This is a genomic window from Psychrobacillus sp. FSL K6-2843 (assembly GCF_038626375.1).
GTDB lineage: Bacteria > Bacillota > Bacilli > Bacillales_A > Planococcaceae > Psychrobacillus > Psychrobacillus faecigallinarum.
Genome location: NZ_CP152021.1, coordinates 349,900 through 369,075 on the forward strand (window position 1 = coordinate 349,900; position 19,176 = coordinate 369,075).

General features: G+C 37.3%; 15 protein-coding genes. 13 read left to right on the forward strand and 2 right to left on the reverse strand.

Features of this window, described 5'->3' with window-relative positions:
* Window positions 1–17: 17 nt before the first annotated feature.
* A complete protein-coding gene (locus MKY94_RS01795) occupies window positions 18–680 on the reverse strand; it encodes a DUF624 domain-containing protein (RefSeq protein WP_144538472.1) in 663 nt (220 codons plus the stop codon).
* A gap of 642 nt (window positions 681–1,322) precedes the next feature.
* On the opposite strand from MKY94_RS01795, the gene MKY94_RS01800 reads away from it, so the two are divergent.
* From MKY94_RS01800 to MKY94_RS01860, 13 genes are all read left to right on the forward strand, one after another.
* Window positions 1,323–2,600, forward strand: a complete 1,278-nt coding sequence (locus MKY94_RS01800; protein ID WP_342577905.1) for a sugar ABC transporter substrate-binding protein — start codon at window positions 1,323–1,325, stop codon at window positions 2,598–2,600.
* Between the two features lie 118 nt (window positions 2,601–2,718).
* The gene (locus MKY94_RS01805; protein ID WP_342578643.1) at window positions 2,719–3,615 is read left to right on the forward strand and encodes a sugar ABC transporter permease; all 897 of its coding nucleotides are present in this window, start codon (window positions 2,719–2,721) and stop codon (window positions 3,613–3,615) included.
* Between the two features lie 17 nt (window positions 3,616–3,632).
* Window positions 3,633–4,436, forward strand: coding sequence for a carbohydrate ABC transporter permease (locus MKY94_RS01810; RefSeq protein WP_144538474.1), 804 nt, complete (start codon window positions 3,633–3,635; stop codon window positions 4,434–4,436).
* Between the two features lie 42 nt (window positions 4,437–4,478).
* Window positions 4,479–5,480: a zinc-binding alcohol dehydrogenase gene (locus tag MKY94_RS01815; protein WP_144538475.1), complete on the forward strand. Its 1,002-nt coding sequence runs from the start codon at window positions 4,479–4,481 to the stop codon at window positions 5,478–5,480.
* A 32-nt stretch (window positions 5,481–5,512) separates the two neighbouring features.
* Window positions 5,513–6,565 (forward strand): Gfo/Idh/MocA family oxidoreductase, encoded by a 1,053-nt coding sequence (locus MKY94_RS01820; protein ID WP_144538476.1) that lies wholly within the window; start codon window positions 5,513–5,515, stop codon window positions 6,563–6,565.
* A gap of 35 nt (window positions 6,566–6,600) precedes the next feature.
* Window positions 6,601–7,575, forward strand: coding sequence for an acetylxylan esterase (locus tag MKY94_RS01825; RefSeq protein ID WP_144538477.1), 975 nt, complete (start codon window positions 6,601–6,603; stop codon window positions 7,573–7,575).
* A 15-nt stretch (window positions 7,576–7,590) separates the two neighbouring features.
* Window positions 7,591–8,436 carry a sugar phosphate isomerase/epimerase family protein gene (locus tag MKY94_RS01830; RefSeq protein ID WP_342577906.1) on the forward strand — a complete coding sequence of 282 codons (846 nt, stop codon included), beginning with the start codon at window positions 7,591–7,593 and terminating at the stop codon, window positions 8,434–8,436.
* 14 nt (window positions 8,437–8,450) lie between these two features.
* The gene (locus MKY94_RS01835) at window positions 8,451–9,137 is read left to right on the forward strand and encodes a hypothetical protein (protein ID WP_342577907.1); all 687 of its coding nucleotides are present in this window, start codon (window positions 8,451–8,453) and stop codon (window positions 9,135–9,137) included.
* Complete coding sequence (locus MKY94_RS01840; RefSeq protein ID WP_144538480.1) at window positions 9,134–10,108, forward strand: Gfo/Idh/MocA family oxidoreductase; 975 nt, start codon at window positions 9,134–9,136, stop codon at window positions 10,106–10,108. Before MKY94_RS01835 ends, MKY94_RS01840 begins: the two co-directional genes overlap by 4 nt.
* A 97-nt stretch (window positions 10,109–10,205) precedes the next feature.
* Window positions 10,206–11,873 carry an alpha-glucuronidase family glycosyl hydrolase gene (locus MKY94_RS01845; RefSeq protein WP_144538481.1) on the forward strand — a complete coding sequence of 556 codons (1,668 nt, stop codon included), beginning with the start codon at window positions 10,206–10,208 and terminating at the stop codon, window positions 11,871–11,873.
* 17 nt (window positions 11,874–11,890) lie between these two features.
* Window positions 11,891–13,483, forward strand: a complete 1,593-nt coding sequence (locus MKY94_RS01850; protein WP_144538482.1) for an FAD-dependent oxidoreductase — start codon at window positions 11,891–11,893, stop codon at window positions 13,481–13,483.
* Window positions 13,484–13,501: 18 nt separating this feature from the next.
* Window positions 13,502–14,461, forward strand: coding sequence for a GNAT family N-acetyltransferase (locus MKY94_RS01855; RefSeq protein ID WP_144538483.1), 960 nt, complete (start codon window positions 13,502–13,504; stop codon window positions 14,459–14,461).
* A 160-nt stretch (window positions 14,462–14,621) separates the two neighbouring features.
* Window positions 14,622–17,702 carry a hypothetical protein gene (locus MKY94_RS01860; RefSeq protein WP_342577910.1) on the forward strand — a complete coding sequence of 1,027 codons (3,081 nt, stop codon included), beginning with the start codon at window positions 14,622–14,624 and terminating at the stop codon, window positions 17,700–17,702.
* A gap of 345 nt (window positions 17,703–18,047) precedes the next feature.
* Here MKY94_RS01860 and ugpC read toward each other — a convergent pair whose 3' ends face one another.
* Window positions 18,048–19,145: a sn-glycerol-3-phosphate ABC transporter ATP-binding protein UgpC gene (ugpC, locus tag MKY94_RS01865; RefSeq protein ID WP_144538485.1), complete on the reverse strand. Its 1,098-nt coding sequence runs from the start codon at window positions 19,143–19,145 to the stop codon at window positions 18,048–18,050.
* Window positions 19,146–19,176: the final 31 nt, after the last annotated feature.

Genomic DNA, 19,176 nt, shown 5'->3' on the forward strand with positions numbered 1-19,176 from the left:
AAGAGAGCTTAATCTTATTAATAGATTGAGCTCTCTTTAGTTAGAGAAGGGACTTCCTCAAACTTAGTACTATCATTCAAAGAGATAGAATCTGCGTTTCTGTTCTTTTCTTGTCTTTTCTCGATTCTTCTGAAGGCTCTAAAGCTCAACAAGGTTATGACGTAGGCAAGTAGGCTTCCAGAGAAAAGCGGGATTGCCCCAGGCAAAAATGTAAGAAAAAAATACATAGCAACTGTGCTTGCTAAAATGCCTAAAAGCTCTAATGGAGAGGTAATAGCTATGAGTAAGGATTGCTTTATGTACTCAAAGTACTTTAAGTCAAAATGAACATAAACAGGAAAGAAAAACGATAAAATAAGAATACTAGAGAGAAGAATAAAAAATAGAATTGGTATTAAAAAAGTAAATTGGCCATCATTTAACAGAATAAATTGAAAGTCAAAAACTAGAAAATAACCCACGAGAACAAAAATTAAGGCGTAGCCATTTGCCTTCCAAAAATCCTTTTTAAAAAATCTCCAATACGTAGGGAAAATTTTAATCGATTCATAGTTCTCTTTGTTTAGCAGTTTTCTAATAGTACTAAACAAAGCGATAGTAGAAGGAAATAAACCAAAAGCCCCTAACCCTACAATGCTAAAAAAAATCCATAAAAAATTTAAATAGATCAGTGAAAGCATCCTATAGGCGATGTTATTAAAGCTATCCCAATTCAGAATATATCACGCCTTTCAATTCTCAAATTTAAAAGTTTAATATTAAATTGAGTTAATTTCGTAAATAGTTCTTTACCAATTAAACACGAAGATTCCTAATATATTGATTGTAGCGACAGGTGCGGCGACTCCTGCGGGAATGAGTGAAACAGATAAGCCATCGCAAAAGGCTTATATCATAGTTCGATTGTTCGTGTTTTTTAAAAAAATAGGAATTATGAAATTGATTTAATTTTACTAAATAAAACATTTTATCAATTAAAGACTATTTATAGACATTGTCTCTTTATTACTAATCATATAAGATTAATTAAAAGTTAATTGATAATTTAGTAATTTCAGTATATTCAAAGGTAAGTAAAAAGTAAATATTTAAAAAAATTAATAATTTTGCTATGACAGCGCTTACTATTTTACGGAATAAGAAGTAGAACTTTTTATTGAGTATTTTTCTAGTTAAGTGATTAGCTCCATTTGCTAGAGACATAGGCACTGGCTACTTTTCTTATTAAAAGGATTAGCTTATTTGAAGGGAGGTAGTCTTTTAAAAATAGCTAGTTGTCCGCTCTAAGAGAAAATCGTTATAAATGGGAAGGGGTAAATGAAATGAAAAAGCTGTGGTTCTTTTTATTGTTATTAATATTTAGTGCTCTAATGGTAGCTTGTAGTGAGGAAGATGCTTCGGATGCGGGTGAAAAGATAGAAACTTCCGGAGAAGCAGGAAATAAAGAAGATGGTTTCTCAGGGGAAATAACAGTTTGGGCACACCCTTTTACAGGTGACCAGGAAGTAGAAGGTAAGATGTGGAAGGAAATAATTAGTTCTTATGAAGAAACTACTGGAGTGAAAGTGAACTTTGAACAAATACCTTGGGCGAATCGTGACCAAAAAGTGCTGACTGCTTTAGCAGCTAATAATGGGCCAGATGTATTCTATGCTATTCCTGACCAAATGCCGCAATATGCCGAAGCGGGGATGTTATTGGATCTTAATCCATATTTAAAAGATAATGACATGGAAGATTTTGTGGAGAGTGCATTAGTTTCAACTACTTGGAAGGATAAGGTATATGGATTACCAATTCTTCAGGAAGCATATACATTCCTATATAACGTGGACATCATTAAAGAAATTGGAGAAGACCCATCAAAGCTTCCAGCAACTTGGGCAGAATTTGAAAAATGGGCTGAAAAAGCAAAAGAAAAAGGATATTATGCATCTAGCTTCCAAGGCGGTGGTTCGATGAATGGAACGTTGTATCCATATCTATGGCAAGCAGGTGGAGAAGTGCTTACAGCTGACAATGAAGTAAAGATTAACAGCGATGCTGGAGTAGAAGCCTTCGAATTTATCAACAAAATGTATAAAAATGAGTGGATTCCAAAGGATTCTATTACTGCATTAGAGCACGACGCTTTATGGGATAGCAGTAAAATGCTTTCTGTTCAAGGATCTGGGGCATCAATTAGCCGTATGTTAAGTAAAGATACATTTGAATTTGTTATTGCACCTCCATTAAAGAACAAAAAACAAGTTACTTATGGAACTACTGGTATGTTCGTAGTACCTATTAACTCAGAAAATCCAGATGCAGCAGCTGAATTTGTAAAAGTTATGACGAGTGCAGAAAACCAACGTAAATTTAATCAGGTTACTCAGTACATTCCAACACGTGAATCTGCAAAGGATATCTTTGGAGAGCAGAAGTATCTAGCTCAGCTAGCAACTTATACTGAGTTTGCAATGCCGGGGGTTATACATCCAGAAGGACGTAACATCATGCCGTTAATCCAAGCGGAGCTTCAAACAATGATGGAAGGCAAGAAAACTCCAAAAGAGGCAGCGGATGCAGCAGCTGAAGCGATTAAAGGAAAAGTAAAATAAATCTAATAGAGAGTTTGATCTAAAACAGATCAAGCTCTCTATTGATTAATTTACATAAGAAAGGGTGTTTACACTGGTAAATACATTAGGTAAGCCTTTAGTGTCCAAGAAAAGCGGGATGACTCTTCGGGCAAGATTAAAAAGACAGTGGGATCGTAATGCGATCGTCTATATTTTTCTTATCCCCATATTAATACATTTTGCTATTTTCCAAGTGTATCCATTCCTTTTGAGCTTCTATTTGACTTTTATGGATTGGAAGGTAATTGGAGATCCAGAATTTGTAGGTCTTAAACATTGGGAATATTTTTTAAGCGATAAGCTCGCATGGAAAGCCATATGGAACACAGTAAAATTCTCCGTATATTATATAGTACCAACAATGGCTGTAGGACTGATACTTGCTTTAATTATTAATTCAGGAGTAAAGATGGCTGGATTCTTTAAAGGGATATTTTTCTTGCCGGTTGTTACCTCTTTTGTAATTATTGCCGGTATATGGGGTTGGTTATTTAGAGGAACAGAAGAAGGGATGATTAACTATCTAATAGGCTTAATAGGCATTGAGCCTCAATTATTTTTATCTGATTCTAGCCAGGCTTTACCAGTGTTAGCGGCACTAAGCATTTTTAAAGTAGCAGGCAGCACAATGATTTATTATTTTGCAGGACTTCAATCAATAGATAAGGGTTTATATGAAGCTGCCAAAATGGATGGGGCATCCACTACTAAAATCTTTTGGAAGGTAACTTTTCCTTTATTGAAGCCTATACACTTTTATGTTGCCATTACCACAACCATTGGCTCTTTCCAAATCTTTGACTCTGCCTACCTATTAACAGGTGGCGGTCCAAATTATGCAACGACGACGATTGTTTATTACTTATACAATCAAGGATTTACTAGCTTAAATTTAAGCTATGCAGCAGTACTTTCCTATGTGTTATTCTTCATCATCCTAATGATCTCTCTTTTACAAAGAAGGTTCTTAGGGAAAGAATCTAATCTCTATTAGAAGGGGGATGAAAAACTATGAAAAAGGTTATTTCCTACATTGCTTTGTTATTGTTAGGGTTTTGTTTTCTCATGCCCTTTATCATTATGATTTTAGGCTCCTTTAAAAATGTAGAGTATGCCCAGCTAGATCCACTTTTTTGGATACCGGATGAACCAACTCTAAAAAACTATTTATATATTATGAGGGACGGTCTATTTGTCAGATGGATTTTCAACTCCATAGTTATCACAGTTATCCCGGTAGCTAGTCAGATGATTTTCTGTGCAATTTTAGGATATATTTTTGCGAAGAAAAAATTCTTCGGGAGAGAATTTATATTTTGGGTATTTATGGGGGTTATTATGATTCCTCAGCAATTGCTAATCATTCCAAAATATATTATGTTCTCCGATTTTGGATGGATCAACACCTATTGGGCACTCATTGTTCCTGAGCTTTGGGGAATCATGGGAGTATTCCTAGTAAGACAGTTTTTACAGGGAATACCAAATGATTTAGAAGAGGCTGCCTATATAGACGGAGCAAATGATTTACAAATATTCTTTAAAGTTATTTTGCCACTTTCTATTCCAGTAGTGGCTACTGTAGGAACATTTGCCTTTATATCAAACTGGAACGATTTATTTCAACCACTAATTTATTTAACGCAGGAAAAAATGTTCCCAGTAACACTAGGATTGGCGTCCATGCTAGGGAAGGAAGGTAACTTTGGAATAGAAATGGCTGGTTCAGCAGTTTCCTTTATACCAACCTTTCTTATTTTCCTGTTTTTTCAACGATATTTCACAGAAGGAATACAAATGTCAGGTTTGAAATAATGAAGCCTAACTGAATAGGTTTTGAAGTAAGGAGTGAGTGAAGTGAAGTCAGTTATTGCTAAAGATCAAAAGGTTTTTATAGAGGACAGACCCAAAATGGATATTATGCCTTCCTTTCTTTTGATTAAAACGTTGTACAGTGCGATTTCTCCAGGAACGGAGCTAAGCTTAATAACAGCAAGCAATGAAAGAGAGATTTCCTTAGGCTATAGCGCAGTTGGTATTGTGGAGGAATGCGGTGATGGTATAACCGGCTTTCAAAAAGGAGATATAGTCGCTTGCTATGGAGCACCTTACGTAGGACATTCCGAGTATCTATGTGTGCCAATGACCTTATGTGCGAAAGTGCCACAGGGGATGGATCCAAAAGAAGCATCTCTAGCTGGAATTGGAGCAATCGCTATTCATGCACTTCGAGTAGCTAAATTAGCCTTTGGAGAAATAGTAGTGATTGTTGGTCTTGGATTGTTAGGGCAAATGATTGCAAAGATTGCTCATGCTGCAGCTTACGATGTTATTGCTTTCGATACACAAGCAGAGCGAGGAGCTATGTTAACAGAAGAGTCAGGAATTACTTCCTTTTCTAAGCTAGACGAGATGGAAGAAGAGATTAAAAAGCACACTGCCAACAGAGGAGCAGATGCTGTACTGCTTTGTACAGGCGGCAAGAGAACTACACTTACAGGACAAAGCTTAGAGTGGATACGTGGTCAAGGAAAAATAGTTATTGTAGGTGATGTCGAGCCGAATTTCCCTAGGGAATTAATGTTTGGAAAAGAGGCTCAAATTCTTATTTCCAGGGCAGGGGGGCCAGGGAGATATGATCCTGTCTATGAGAAGCAGGCGGTGGACTATCCTTATGGATATGTAAGGTGGACAGAGGGAAGAAATGTAGCGGAATATTTAAGACTAGTAAAAGAAAAGCGTATTAAGATTGATTCATTTATAACAGAAGAAGTGAACATAGATCAGGCGCCAGCTGCATATAAAGATTTGATTAATAAGAAATCGAAAACGTTGACGAAGCTTATTAGTTTTCGATAAGTAGATTTTTATAAACTGAGAGGAGAGTTTTAATGTTAAAGGTTGGTGTAATTGGTGGAGGGTCAATTTCGCAATTTCATATTACCCCTTATATCCTACATAAACAGGTAGAACTAATAGCATTATGTGATCAAAATGAACAAAGGCTTACGGAGTGTGGACACCAATATGGGGTCACTCATTTGTATTCTAACTATAAAGAGTTATTAGCCAACAAAGATGTGGATGCTGTAAGTATTTGTACATGGAATAATACTCATGCTGAAATAGCTATTGCAGCAATGGAAGCTGGAAAACATGTGTTAGTTGAGAAACCATTATGTATGACGGTAGAAGAGGCTTTAGCAGTGGAAGCAGCAGCAGAAAAATCTGGAAAGGTTTTACTAGTCGGGTTTGTTAGAAGACATGGTGATAACACGAATCTCTTAAAAGAATTTATAGATCAAGATTATTTAGGAGAAATTTATTATGCAAAGGCTTCTTGTTTAAGAAGGTTAGGCAATCCAGGTGGCTGGTTTAGTGATAAGTCTAAATCTGGGGGAGGAGCTCTCATGGATTTGGGTGTTCATATGATTGATATATGCTGGTATATGATGGGGAAACCACGTCCGATTTCAGTTAGCGGCAATACCTACTCGAAATTAGGTAACCGCAGTAATATTAAGAATCTTTCCTTTTACAAGGCTGCTGATTATGATTCCTCTTTAAATAATGTAGAAGATTTAGCAAATGCATTGATTCGTTTTGAAAACGGTGCTTCCTTAGCTGTAGATGTGAGTTTTACGCTTCAGGCAAAGGAGGATCAACTGAGCGTGAAATTGTATGGAAACAAAGGTGGAGCTGAAATAGAACCAGAGCTGGTTATTGTAACAGAGCAGAACGATACGATTTTGAATATACTTCCTCAGGTTGACAATAAAAGCTTTGACTTCGCTGGATCCTTTACAAATGAAATTAATCATTTTGTAGAATGTTGCTTGGAAGGCAAATCTCCTGTTGCTCCTGTTGAAGACGGGGTAGAAGTAATGAAAATGTTAAATGCTATCTATGAGTCGGCTCAAACTGGTAAAGAAGTTTATTTGTGAGCATTTGGTTCAATTAGAGAAAGGGCTTGATAAATATGGGTAGACAAATCGCAGATTTCCCATTAAACCAACTTAAAGTATATCAACCAAAGCTTATTCACAAGCCGTCAGATTTTGGTGAATTTTGGGTCGAACAACAGCAACAAATAAATAGCTTACAGCCGAAGGTCTCAATCGATTGGAAGGAGTATGTGATTCCTACAATGGAGGTCGCGGATTTGTTGTTTGTAAGCTGGGATGGTACACCGTTAAAAGGGTGGGCCATAAAACCAAAGGGAGTAGATCAGTGTCCTGTAATGCTGAGTATTCATGGTTACACAGGTAGCCGTGGATTACCTTTGGATTACGTAAAGTGGGTTTCTATGGGCATTGCAGTTTATGCATTTGATGTCCGCGCACAAGGTAGTTCCCCGGACTATGCTAAATATAACAATGGGGGTAGGACACTGGGCTGGATGTTGAATGGTATTCATGAGCCTGAAAATTATTATTATACGAACGTGTATAAGGATCTTTTATTTCAGCTCAATTGGATAAGGTCGTCTGAAACTCCAATTGAGCCAACGAGGATTGGACTTCTTGGAAGTTCCCAAGGAGGAGGATTAGCTCTAGGTCTTGCAGGATTGGATCAAGGGGTAGAGCTAGTTGTTGCAGATTATCCATTCCTAGCAAACTTTGAGCGAGCAATAGAGATTTCTCAAGCAGGTCCTTATCTGGAGTTTGTGAATTATTTTAAGTATACAGATCCGCAATATGAAACCTATGAATCAGTAATGCAAACACTAGGCTATATAGATTGTGTCCACTTTTGTGATTCTATTATTTGCCCGACCTTAATATCTATTGGACTGGAGGATCCTGTTACCCCTCCCTCTACTGTCTTTGCAGCCTATAATCATTTACGAACATCAAATAAGGAAATTGAAATCTATCCTCAATACGCACATGAGGTAAATCCCTTTCATGAAGAAAAGAAACTAGAGTTTGTAAGAAAGAATTGGTTGGAGTGATAGATAGGGGGTCAGATGATGAAAATCAGTATAAGTATGTATAGTTTAGCTTCTACTCTTCGGCGAGAGAGTTGGAGAGTAACAGAATTTATTGAGTATGCAAAAACGATTTCCTTGGACGGGGTAGAGCTGTTAGATATTTACTGGCAAAACCCAGCAAATAAAGATGAAGAAATTAAAGGAATTGTCGAGAATTTACAACGAAACAATCTAGAAGTTTCAGCTTATGATATTACAAATAATTTCGTTCATCAAAAAAAGATTGAGCGAAAAGCTGAGGTCGAGAAGGTAATTGAGGGCATTCGTGTGGCTAAAGAATTGAATGCTAATACTGTTCGTGTTTTCTGTGGGGATATTAGAGAGGGTCTTATCTATGAAGAATGTTTTGATTGGATAATTGAAGGTTTAAAAGAAAGTGCAAAGATAGCAGAACAAGAAAAGATAGTCTTAGCTGTTGAGAACCATGGATTACTAGCAGGAAAAAGTCTACAGATTCATGAAATTCTTAGAGCAGTCAACAGTCCGTATGTGAAGTCAACCTTTGATACAGGTAACTTCTTATTAGTCCATGAAGAGCCTACGAAAGCATTTGATCGACTTAAGCAAGAAATTGCTCATGTTCATTTTAAGGATTTTAGAGAGAAGCACACTCATGAAAGCGTAAAAGGATTCCGTTCTACAGAAGGAAAAGAGTTAATTGGAGTTATCCCAGGAGATGGGAAAGTCGATCTTGCCTATATAGTAGAGGGGTTAAAAAAATATGGTTACCAGGATTGGCTCTCCATCGAGTATGAAGGTTTTGAGGATGCAAAAATGGCTAACGAGGAAGCTGTACGCCGTCTGAGAAAGCTGTTGAAATGAAGGAGTGAAACATTATGAGTGTTATTTTGAGTAGCTTTAACAATATAGAATTAGCGCAAGCAGATAAACTTCATTCTGTTGAACAACTAGTGATGATTAATAGTACAAAAAGTTCTTTTGTGATGGATGCGACAGAGTCAAATTTAACAGCCCTAGAAAAAAGAGGACATGAGTTTTATATTCCGTCAGACTTACTTAAGCATGTGAATGAGGATAGTAATGCTAAAGTATATTTTGACTTAGAGTGTCATCCATTTTATCAAAAGATAAAAGAAGTTATAGAAAAAGGTATTACATCAAACGGTGTGTTTCGTTTTCGAAGAATATCCAAAGGGAATAATCCCCAGCTTATAGCAGATGACCTTTACGTCCTGTCCTTATTATTTGGTGAACCTAAAGAGAAATACATAAAAAAGAGTAAGCTTGAGACTGTAATAAGTCATATTATTCTGATGATACGTTTTGAAAGTGGAGTCATGGCCCATGTGGAATTTACGTTTGCTAATGTTAATCGTATTGAATTGGAATGGAGTGGCATCAAACAGATAGTTGAATTCGATAGTGATGAGTTAAGGGGGCAATTACTCCCGCTACAATACTCTGCTAACGATTTAGTCTCCTCTGCTAAAAAGATAGATGCTGTGCTTATTGACAAAGTACGATATTATAAGAATTTCGTAGCTGGGGGTGCACTTATATGAAGGTAGGTATGATGAGTTTTGCTCATATGCATGCAAATAGTTATGCTGATGCACTAACAAAAATTAAAGATGTGCAGATTGTTGCTGTTTTTGATGATTTGGTGGAGAGAGGGCAAAAGGCAGCTGCTTTGTTTAATACAGAATATTATATGGATCAGGAATTATTTCTTTCCATAGAGATGGATGCAGTTATCATTTGTAGTGAAAATTTTCGCCATAAAGAGATGGTGATAAGTGCCGCAAAAGCAAAAAAGCATATTTTATGTGAAAAGCCTATCGCCATTAACATAGAAGATGCAAAGGAAATGATACAAGTTTGCCAAGAACAAGCCGTCATTCTGCAAATAGCGTACCCAGTTAGATTTAGTTCTCCGATTCAGCATTTAAAAGGGATGATTGAAAAGGGAGAGTTGGGAGATATTATTTCTTTTCGTACGACTAACAGAGGACAAAACCCTGGTGGCTGGTTTATAGAGGAAGAAAAGGCTGGAGGGGGAGCAGTGCTTGATCATACTGTACATATGGTGGATATTATGCGTTGGTATTTGAAAGAGGAAATTACGGAAGTGTCTTCTATAGTTGACTCTTATTTTCATCATATTGAAATAGATGATGCTGGTTTACTGACGTTAGAGTTTGCAAACGGAGTAATAGCCTCTCATGATCCAAGTTGGTCAAGATTCTCGGAGTATCCTGCTTGGGGTGATGCAACAATAGAAGTTATTGGTACCAAACAAATTGTTAAGGTAGATGCCTTTAAAGAGCATTTCCGTATGTTTATTAGTGGAGAAAAGTCTCTTGAGCATGTTTTTTATGGAAATGACATGGACTTTGGATTAATACAGGACTTCGTTCAATGTGTTAAAGAAAAAAGAGAACCGTCAATTACTGGGTTTGATGGTTTAAAATCACTAGAGGTTGCCTTGGCCGCATATGAATCCAGCAAATTAAAACAACCAATAAAATTATAGAGTTTCAAAGGCGCATGTTTTCATCAACTAAGAGAAAATCATGTGCCTTTTACTGTAACTAAGAAGAAATATATTAACTATAAAGGGTGGTGAAGAGATGTGTTTGATTACTTATTTTGACGAACAAGAAACAATTCTATTTGCAGTAGGAGAGATAAGGAGATTGTTAAGGAAGGCAGGTATAGAAAGTACCCTTCAATATAATGAAAAATTGAAAGAGAGCGCCCAAGATGAAAAACGAATTCTGTTAGTCACTAGAAAACAATATGAAGCTTTACTAAATGTGGACAAAGTAGCTATAAATTTAAAACTAGATGGCTTTGCCATAGTAAAACAAGGCTCAAATACATGGATTATTGGGGAGGAACCACGCTCTGTCTTGTATGGAATTTACAAGTACTGTGAAATATACATGGGATACAGATGGATTCATTTGAATCAAGAAGAATTAGTCCATGCATCGTTGAAAGAGGAAGTGGTACTTTCTATATTTGAACCGTCCTTTCAAAGAAGGGGAAATATTATTGAAACGATTGATGATCCAATGTTTATTAACTCATTAATTGATTGGGGAGTAAAAAATGGTCATAATGAATATTTTTTTACTTTCTTTTTATGGGAAAAAGTAAAAGCTTATGTCGCACCTACGTTACAAAAAAGAGGTGTGAAGGTGACGTTAGGTGGTCATTCCCTGCAATTTTTATTAAACGAGATAGAAATTAAGAGTGATAAACAAGAAAATCTTCAATTTATTACAAAAGACAAGGCAATACAGGAGCAGGTCATTCAAAAAATAGCAGACATTTGTAAAGAGAATGAAGTCATCTCAAGAATATCCTTGTGGCCAGAGGATGTTGGTATTGGTGAGAAAAACGGTAGAGACTTCATGTCCAGTTATATTTTGTTTACTGAAAATTTAAATAAATTATTAAAGAGTAGTGGCCAGTCAGTAGAGGTAGAGCATATAGTCTATAATGCTGGACTTTCGTGGAATATGCTAGAACGTGGAAATGACACTAATGTCTCGTCTGATGTTGATATTCTATTTGCGTACTGGGGTAGAAACTACGCCGATAGTATAAAATCCCAAGAGATTAATCAGCAAAGAGCTACCCATGCATTAAAGGATTGGAACGCACAAGTCATACAGAACGGTAGAAATCTAACCGTTTTAGAATATTATAGTGACCATTTCATGCTAAGCGAGTTATTCCCACCCCTAGCAAGAAGAATTGATGAAGACCTAAAGGATTATCAGCAGCAAAACATAACAGGAATGTTAAATCTGATTGTACCACCACATTTGAAAGAACATTCCTCGGAAATGGACAAAAGATATCCATGGAAGTGGGTCCAACATTTCAATAATTATATATATACGAAGCTTGCTTGGGGCGAGGAATTAGAACGAGCGTTAGACTTATATTTCCAAAGCTATCAGGATCCGAAGAAGTTCAAGCGGACGTTTCTATTGTTAGAAGAAATCATTGCACCTTACACTCAATGGAACATTCCGTTATTCCCGGCTAGAGTAGTAGACCCCGAGAAGGTTACAAATATCGTAGAGGTTCAGGAGATTTTAAACTATTTACAAAAGATAGGTCAGTTTTTTGACGAGTGGGATTTTACTGAGGTAGAGACGCTACTACCTATTTATTCAAAGGATAATAACCAATCATATAATTCTGAGGAAATGTCCAAATTCTATTTCTATTATGTAAAAACTATTGCAGAGAAAACTCTACAGGAATGGCTCGATAAATAAAAGATGGAGGTAAGATAATGGATTTTAAATCACTATACTATTACAAGCCAACATTGCCGAAATTAGACTTTAAAATAATAGAAAAGGATTTAATTGTATACGGTGGAACTCCAGCAGGTTTAACTGCCGCTGTCCAGGCACGACGAAATGGATTGACTGTTGCAGTGGTAGAATTCAGTCGAAATATCGGTGGGATGACTGCTAGTGGGTTAGGTGCTACAGATCTTGGCGCAGAGAGTGCAATAGGTGGGATCGCTAAAGAGTTTTATGATGAGATAGCTAGATACTATAACAAAGAAAAGCAATGGAGATTCGAACCTAAGGCTGCTCAATCTATATTTGCCTCATGGATGGATAAGTACGATATTCCCGTGTTTCTTAATGAGCATTTACAAAAAGTCATTAAAGAGGATGAAAAAATAATTGACATAGTAATGGAGAGTAATAATCGTTTTAAAGGAAAAATCTTTATGGATTGTAGCTATGAAGGCGATTTACTAGCTCAATCTGGTGTGTCCTTTTTTGTAGGGAGAGAATCTAATGCCACCTATAAAGAAATCTACAATGGCGTACAGTTTGGAGCACCACACCATAAATTTGAGAAGTGGATTGATCCATATGTGATAGAGGGTCAGAAGGAAAGTGGAATATTACCAGGTATAAGCGAAGACAGTAAAGAGTCTCTAGGATACCAGGGACAGGGGGATCATCGGATTCAAGCTTACAACTTTCGAATTTGTTTAACGAATAACCCTAAAAATCGCATTCCTTTTCCAAAACCCCCTAAATATGAGCCTCAACGTTATGAGCTATTATTACGTTATATTAAGTCTGGCGTATGGGACGCTATGAAACTTCATACTCCACTTCCAAATGATAAGTCAGATTTGAATAACCATGGGGCAATCTCGACTGACAATATAGGAAACAATTATGAATGGCCGGAGGGTAGCTACGAAAAACGGGAGGAAATTTTTCAGGATCACGTAAATTATGATCTTGGAATGCTCTATTTTCTATCTAATGATGAAAGAGTCCCACATTCAATTCGTGAGGAGGTAGCATCTTGGGGGCTGCCAAAGGATGAATTTACGGAAACGGGACATTGGCCACATCAGCTATATATAAGAGAAGCAAGGAGAATGATCTCAGATTATGTTATGACAGACCATAACTGTCTTGGACAATCCCTTGTTAAAGACCCTGTTGGATTAGCATCCTTCCATATGGATTCACATAACTGTAGACGTGTAGTGATTGATGGTAGGTGTGTCAATGAGGGGGATGTGCAGGTCCCAATTTCTCCTTTTGAGATTTCCTATCGATCAATACGCCCTAAGTCAGAAGAGTGTGTTAATCTGCTCGTTCCAGTTTGTCTATCAAGCTCACATATCGCATATGGATCAATCCGCATGGAGCCCGTTTTCATGATCCTTGGACAATCCGCAAGTGTTGCAGCAAATTTAGCTATCAAACATAATACATCCGTCCAAGATATAGATTATCAGGAACTAAAACAAGAGTTGAAGAAAGTAAACCAGGTTGTTGAGTGGAGTAGCAACATGGAAGATGACCCTATTAAACGTATGCAAGAGACATTCGGACAGTAGGAGAAAGGGTGACGTGAAATGAAAGTAATACCTTGGAAAGCTAGTAGGCTAGAGGAAATGGTAGAGCTCTGGAACAAAGAGTTGGGAGAAGAATATCCAATGCGTCAGAAGCTTTTTAACCAAAATAGTTTGGAAGACAAGAATGTTCTAGAAGATGGTTGCGCCATGGGGGTAGATGAACAAAACAACTTAATAGGATTTATTATAGCCAAAAAGTGGCAAGAGCAAGTAGATATAAAAATGGATTCAAAAAGGGGATGGATTCAGGTCCTCTTGGTTGATAAAAATTATCGAAATAAAGGAGTAGGAACAAAGCTACTTGGTAAGGCGGAAGAAACACTAAGAGATAATGGCATAGAAGAAATTCAACTGGGCGGAGATCCTTTTCATTATTTCTCTGGAGTCCCTCTTCAATATGAAGAGACGCAACAATGGGCGGAAAAGAAGGGCTATTTGAAAAGAATCGACACATATGACCTGATTAATCACCTTAGTAAGAATTATTCCATGCCAGAAGACAATACAGTTTCCTATTCAATTCTACAAGCGGAGGAAAAGGAAGAGTTTCTAACATTTTTAAACAAGTCTTTTCCTGGTAGATGGGAATATGAGGCGATAAAATATTTTGAATCTAAGGGAAGTGGCAGAGAATTTGTAGTTCTCAAAAAGAATGGACGTATCATTGGTTTTTGTCGAATCAATGACGATGCATCTCCAACTATTGCTCAGAATGTTTACTGGAGCCCTTCCTTTACAACTAAGGTTGGAGGAATTGGACCACTTGGAGTAGATTCGAGTGAACAAAAGCAAGGATATGGATTAGGAATTGTACAGGCAGCGATGGCGATATTACAGGAAAGAAAAATTGAAACTATTATTATTGATTGGACGATACTAGTAGATTTCTACAAAAAACTAGACTTTGATATTTGGAAGACCTACGGAATTTATTTGAAGGATTTAACTAGCGAGAAATGAAATATGCTCGAAGTTTCATTTGCTATCCATTCCATGTTCCAGAATCTAACTACTGATCATAAGCAGGATTAATTTATTTTTACTTACACATTGCGTGATAGTATGCGCAAGAATCCTAGAATACTAGTGTTAAAAACTATAAATATGGGAGGAAGAAGAAATGAAAAAGCTCTTGAAAATTATGATAACTACAGTGATTTGCACCAGTGTAGCACTAGGGAACTTTGCACCTCTATCCATATCTCATGCGGAGGAAGTGCCAATTGAGGTACGAAACCCCGGATTTGAAGAGGCAAATAATGACCCGTCTACTATACCGGGCTGGTCAATGGAAAATAACAGTAGTACTCCAGCAACTATTATCAACACCATTTCTCACACAGGGCTTCACAGCCTACATTTTAAAGACGAATCAGACAAAGCAGGTAGTAGGATATTTAGTGACAGAGTATCAGTCATTCCAGGTAAATCCTATACTGCAAAGGTCATGACAAATGTGGTAAAGCAAACTCATAATATTGTGTATGAGGTGCACTATTACGACAAAGATAATAGAAAGCTCACAAACAATGTCAAAACAGAGTTATTCGGAAACTTACCTAAAAACAAGTGGGCAGAACTAAAAGTCTTCACGGAGGTTCCTATGAATGCAGCATATGCAAGATTAGCTTTCTACTCAGGAGGAATTAGCTTAACAGAAGCTTACTTTGACGACGTATCTTGGGAGCAAGCAGCGGAAGATATTCCTTTAGAAAGAGAATATGCTTCTCCAGTCGATTTAGGTGAAATGGTTAACGTGCAGCTAGGACAAGCAGCAGTCATTCAAAAAAACAGTCTCGGAGAAAATGAGGTATATTATCATTCTAACGGCCTTCCGGGCACCTTTTCTGTTTTAAATGCGGAGACAGGAGAGCTTAAATTTTCTAAAGTAATAGAAGGAACAGAAGCCTTATGGGCAATCACTGTCGGTTCCGATCAAAATGTGTATTTTGCAGGGACCGGGGATGGTAAGCTTTATCGATATTTACCCGAAGAGAAGAAAGTAGAAGAATTAGGGGTCAATCCATCTGATGACTGGGTATGGGATTTAGAAGGGACAACGGACGGGAAGATTTATGGATCTACTTATCCCCATGCAGGTGTATTTGAATACGACATAGAAAGCGGTGTTTTCCGTAACTTTGGTAGTGCGAAGGAAGGACAGCAATATGCCAGAGGTATTGGAGTAGATGACGAATCCATTTATGTTGGAGTAGGTACTAAAAAGCATTTGATAAAAATTGATAGATCAACAGGGGAAAAAGAAGAAATTATAATTGATGGTCACTCAGGTCTGGATGGAATGATAGAAAACATTTTTATCGTAAATGATAAGCTTTTTGTTTCTGCTGGATCGGTAACTATGCTAGTTCTAGATATAGAGAAGCACGAAGTGATTAATCAGTTTAGTTACAGCAATATGATTTCAGAACCTTCTCCACACGATAATAATTTAATTTACTTTAAGTTTGAAAAGAAATTGTATCAGTACGATTCTAGTAAAAATGAAACAAAAGAAATTGAAGGTATTCCTTTATTGCCTGACACAGTCCGAGTAAAAGATATGGCATGGATAACTTTAAGCAATGGAGAGACGGTTCTTGCAATGATTACGCAGTATGGCGAATATATATTATATGAGCCGGTCAATAATGAGATAACGTTTATTGACATGAATATTGCCTCTCAATCCGTAGAGATTCAGGCGCTAGAAGCTGGACAAGACGGCAAATTATATATGGGTGGCTACCAACGTGGACTAAGTATATACAACCCATTTACCAATGAAAGAGAAGTGAATATACCTTCCTTTGCCCAACCAGAAGGTATCGGCTTTCTAAACAACAAAGTATATTATGGAACTTATGTTGGGGCTATGATGTATAGCTATGATCCAAGCAAGGATATAGATTTAAATAGTAATCCTAAACTTGAATATGATATAACGGACCATCAAGATAGACCATTTACGATGACATCCGGAGATAATAAGCTATTTGTCGGTACGGTACCAGATTACGGTGTATTAGGTGGAGTTTTAGCCATATTTGATGAAAATACTGGTAAATGGTCACAATATAGAAATGTAGTAGAAGATCAAAGTATTATTGGATTAGCCTATAAGGACGGGAAACTATATGGTAGCACGTCCATTTGGGGTGGGCTAGGCTTGGACCCAAAAGCAAAAGAGGCTAAGATATTTGTTTGGGATGTAGCTACTTCACAAAAAATAGCAGAATTTACACCTACTATTCCTGGAATAGACGAAACTCCGAGAATGATTGGAGAAATCTCTATTGGGCCAGATGGTAACCTATGGGGCATAGTAGATGGGACGATATTTGCGATAGATCCAGAAACGCTGGAAGTTGTTAAGAGCAAAACCATTCATCCAAGCTTATATAATAGCAGTAAATGGCTACCTTACCGACTAGAATGGGCACCAGATGGAATGCTCTATACTACACTTTCCCGAAAGTTAGTTGCTATTGATCCAGAAACTCTGTCACATAAAGTTATCGTAGATCGCTTTATAAATAATATGGCGGTAGGGATGAACGGAAGCATTTATTACGCACTAGGCAACAAGCTGCAAATGATTGCAGTACCCGAAACAGATGCAACGCTAAAATCTATTCTAATTGGTGGAAGAGCTATTTCTGATTTCTCACCAGGAAAGAGCCGATATAGCTTACCGGAACTAGAAAGATCAAGCTTACAAGCTATAGCAAATCAAACAGAAGCTAAGGTAAATATTATTGATGAGGGAAAAGTTTCTACTATTACAGTCATTGCTACAGATGGTAAGTCAAAGAAAGTATATAGTATCCATTGGGAGCAGCAAGCAGAGAATCCGGAATATGCAATGGACGTGAGTGTAAAATTCCAGGATGAGAAAGGAAAGGAAATACACAAGCTAACAAAGGAAAAAAAGATTACTGCTGCCGTAGAGGTTGTTAACACTAGAAATAAAAATCAAGATATATTAGTGCTAATGGAATTAATAGATGAAAACGGAAAAGTAGTTGATCAAGACCAAAGCTCAAGAACAATCCCAAAAGGTAAAATGATGAAAATGTCCACAAAGCTTAAGTTGCCTAAAAACATTAAAGGCTATCAAGTAAAAGTAACTGCGTGGGAAGGGAAGAAGATAAAGGAGAATATGGTGCCGTTATCGGAAGAGTTTATCATTAAGGAATAAAGCCTCAAGGACATACACTAGGGGTAGAAAATAAAAAGTATAAGAAAATGCTGGGGCATGTGTTTGAAAGAGGAGGCGGCGACTCTTGGGGGAGCAGCGCGAGCATAAAAGCCTAAGCAGGAGCAAAGCGACGAGGAGATAGATGCCGTGCTCCCGGAAAGCGTCCGATGTAACAGAAAACAACTATAGGTAATTTGAATAGAAGCCCCGAAAACTTTTCCAGGTCGTAAAGTTTTCGAGGCTCTTTATTTTGAGTAGAGTTTTTTATAGATAATTGTTGTATAAGGTTAAGGGTCTACCTATTATAAAAGCCCACACCCCTTTAATGGGCTGTGGGCAAAGATTTTATCGAATACGACTTTCCGTTTCCTTGTCAAAGAAGTGTGCCTTTGACATATCAAATGTAAGTTGGATGTGTTGCCCAGTTTCTAAAAGTGAATCTGCATTGATACGAGCAACGTACTGCTGTTCTCCTAGAGTAGAATAAACCATGAACTCTGCTCCAGTTAACTCGCATACATCTACATGTGCATTTACAACAGATTCTGGTGTGCGAGTAAGATCCTCTGGATCAGCAGAAATATGTTCAGGGCGGATACCGAATATAACGTCCTTCCCATTGTAGCCTTGCCCATTTAACAGGGAAGCCTTTTCTGGAGATAACTTAATCTTATGCTCACCAGCAATAAAATAACCATCTTTTACGTGCCCTTGGAAGAAGTTCATAGCAGGTGACCCGATGAAGCCTCCAACAAATACATTTTCAGGATTTTCATAAACGTCTTTTGGCGTTCCCACCTGTTGAATGAGACCGTCCTTCATAACTACTAAACGAGAAGCCATCGTCATTGCTTCCGTTTGGTCATGCGTAACGTAGACAGTAGTTGTTTTAAGACGGTGATGAAGCTTAATAATTTCAGCACGCATTTGGACACGTAATTTAGCATCTAGATTAGATAAAGGCTCATCCATTAGGAAGAGCTTTGCGTCACGAACAATTGCACGACCAAGTGCAACACGCTGGCGCTGTCCGCCTGATAATGCTTTTGGTTTTCTGTTTAAAAGAGGCTCAAGTCCCAAAATATCTGCTGCATTTTTCACTCGCTTGTCGATATCTGCTTTTGGAAATTTTCTTAGCTTTAATCCGAAGGCCATATTATCATAAACAGACATATGTGGATAAAGAGCGTAGTTTTGGAAAACCATTGCGATGTCACGGTCTTTAGGTGCAACATTATTCATTAGCTTACCCTCAATACGAAGCTCACCTTTAGAGATTTCTTCAAGTCCAGCAATCATACGAAGAGTTGTAGATTTACCACAGCCTGATGGACCAACAAGAACGATAAATTCCTTGTCCTGAACATGTAAATTAAAGTCTGAAACTGCAGTTGAAGTGTCATCGTAAATTTTAAAGATATTTTCAAGAACCATTTTTTCCATTAGTAATCCCCCTAAAATTGTTTTTACCTTT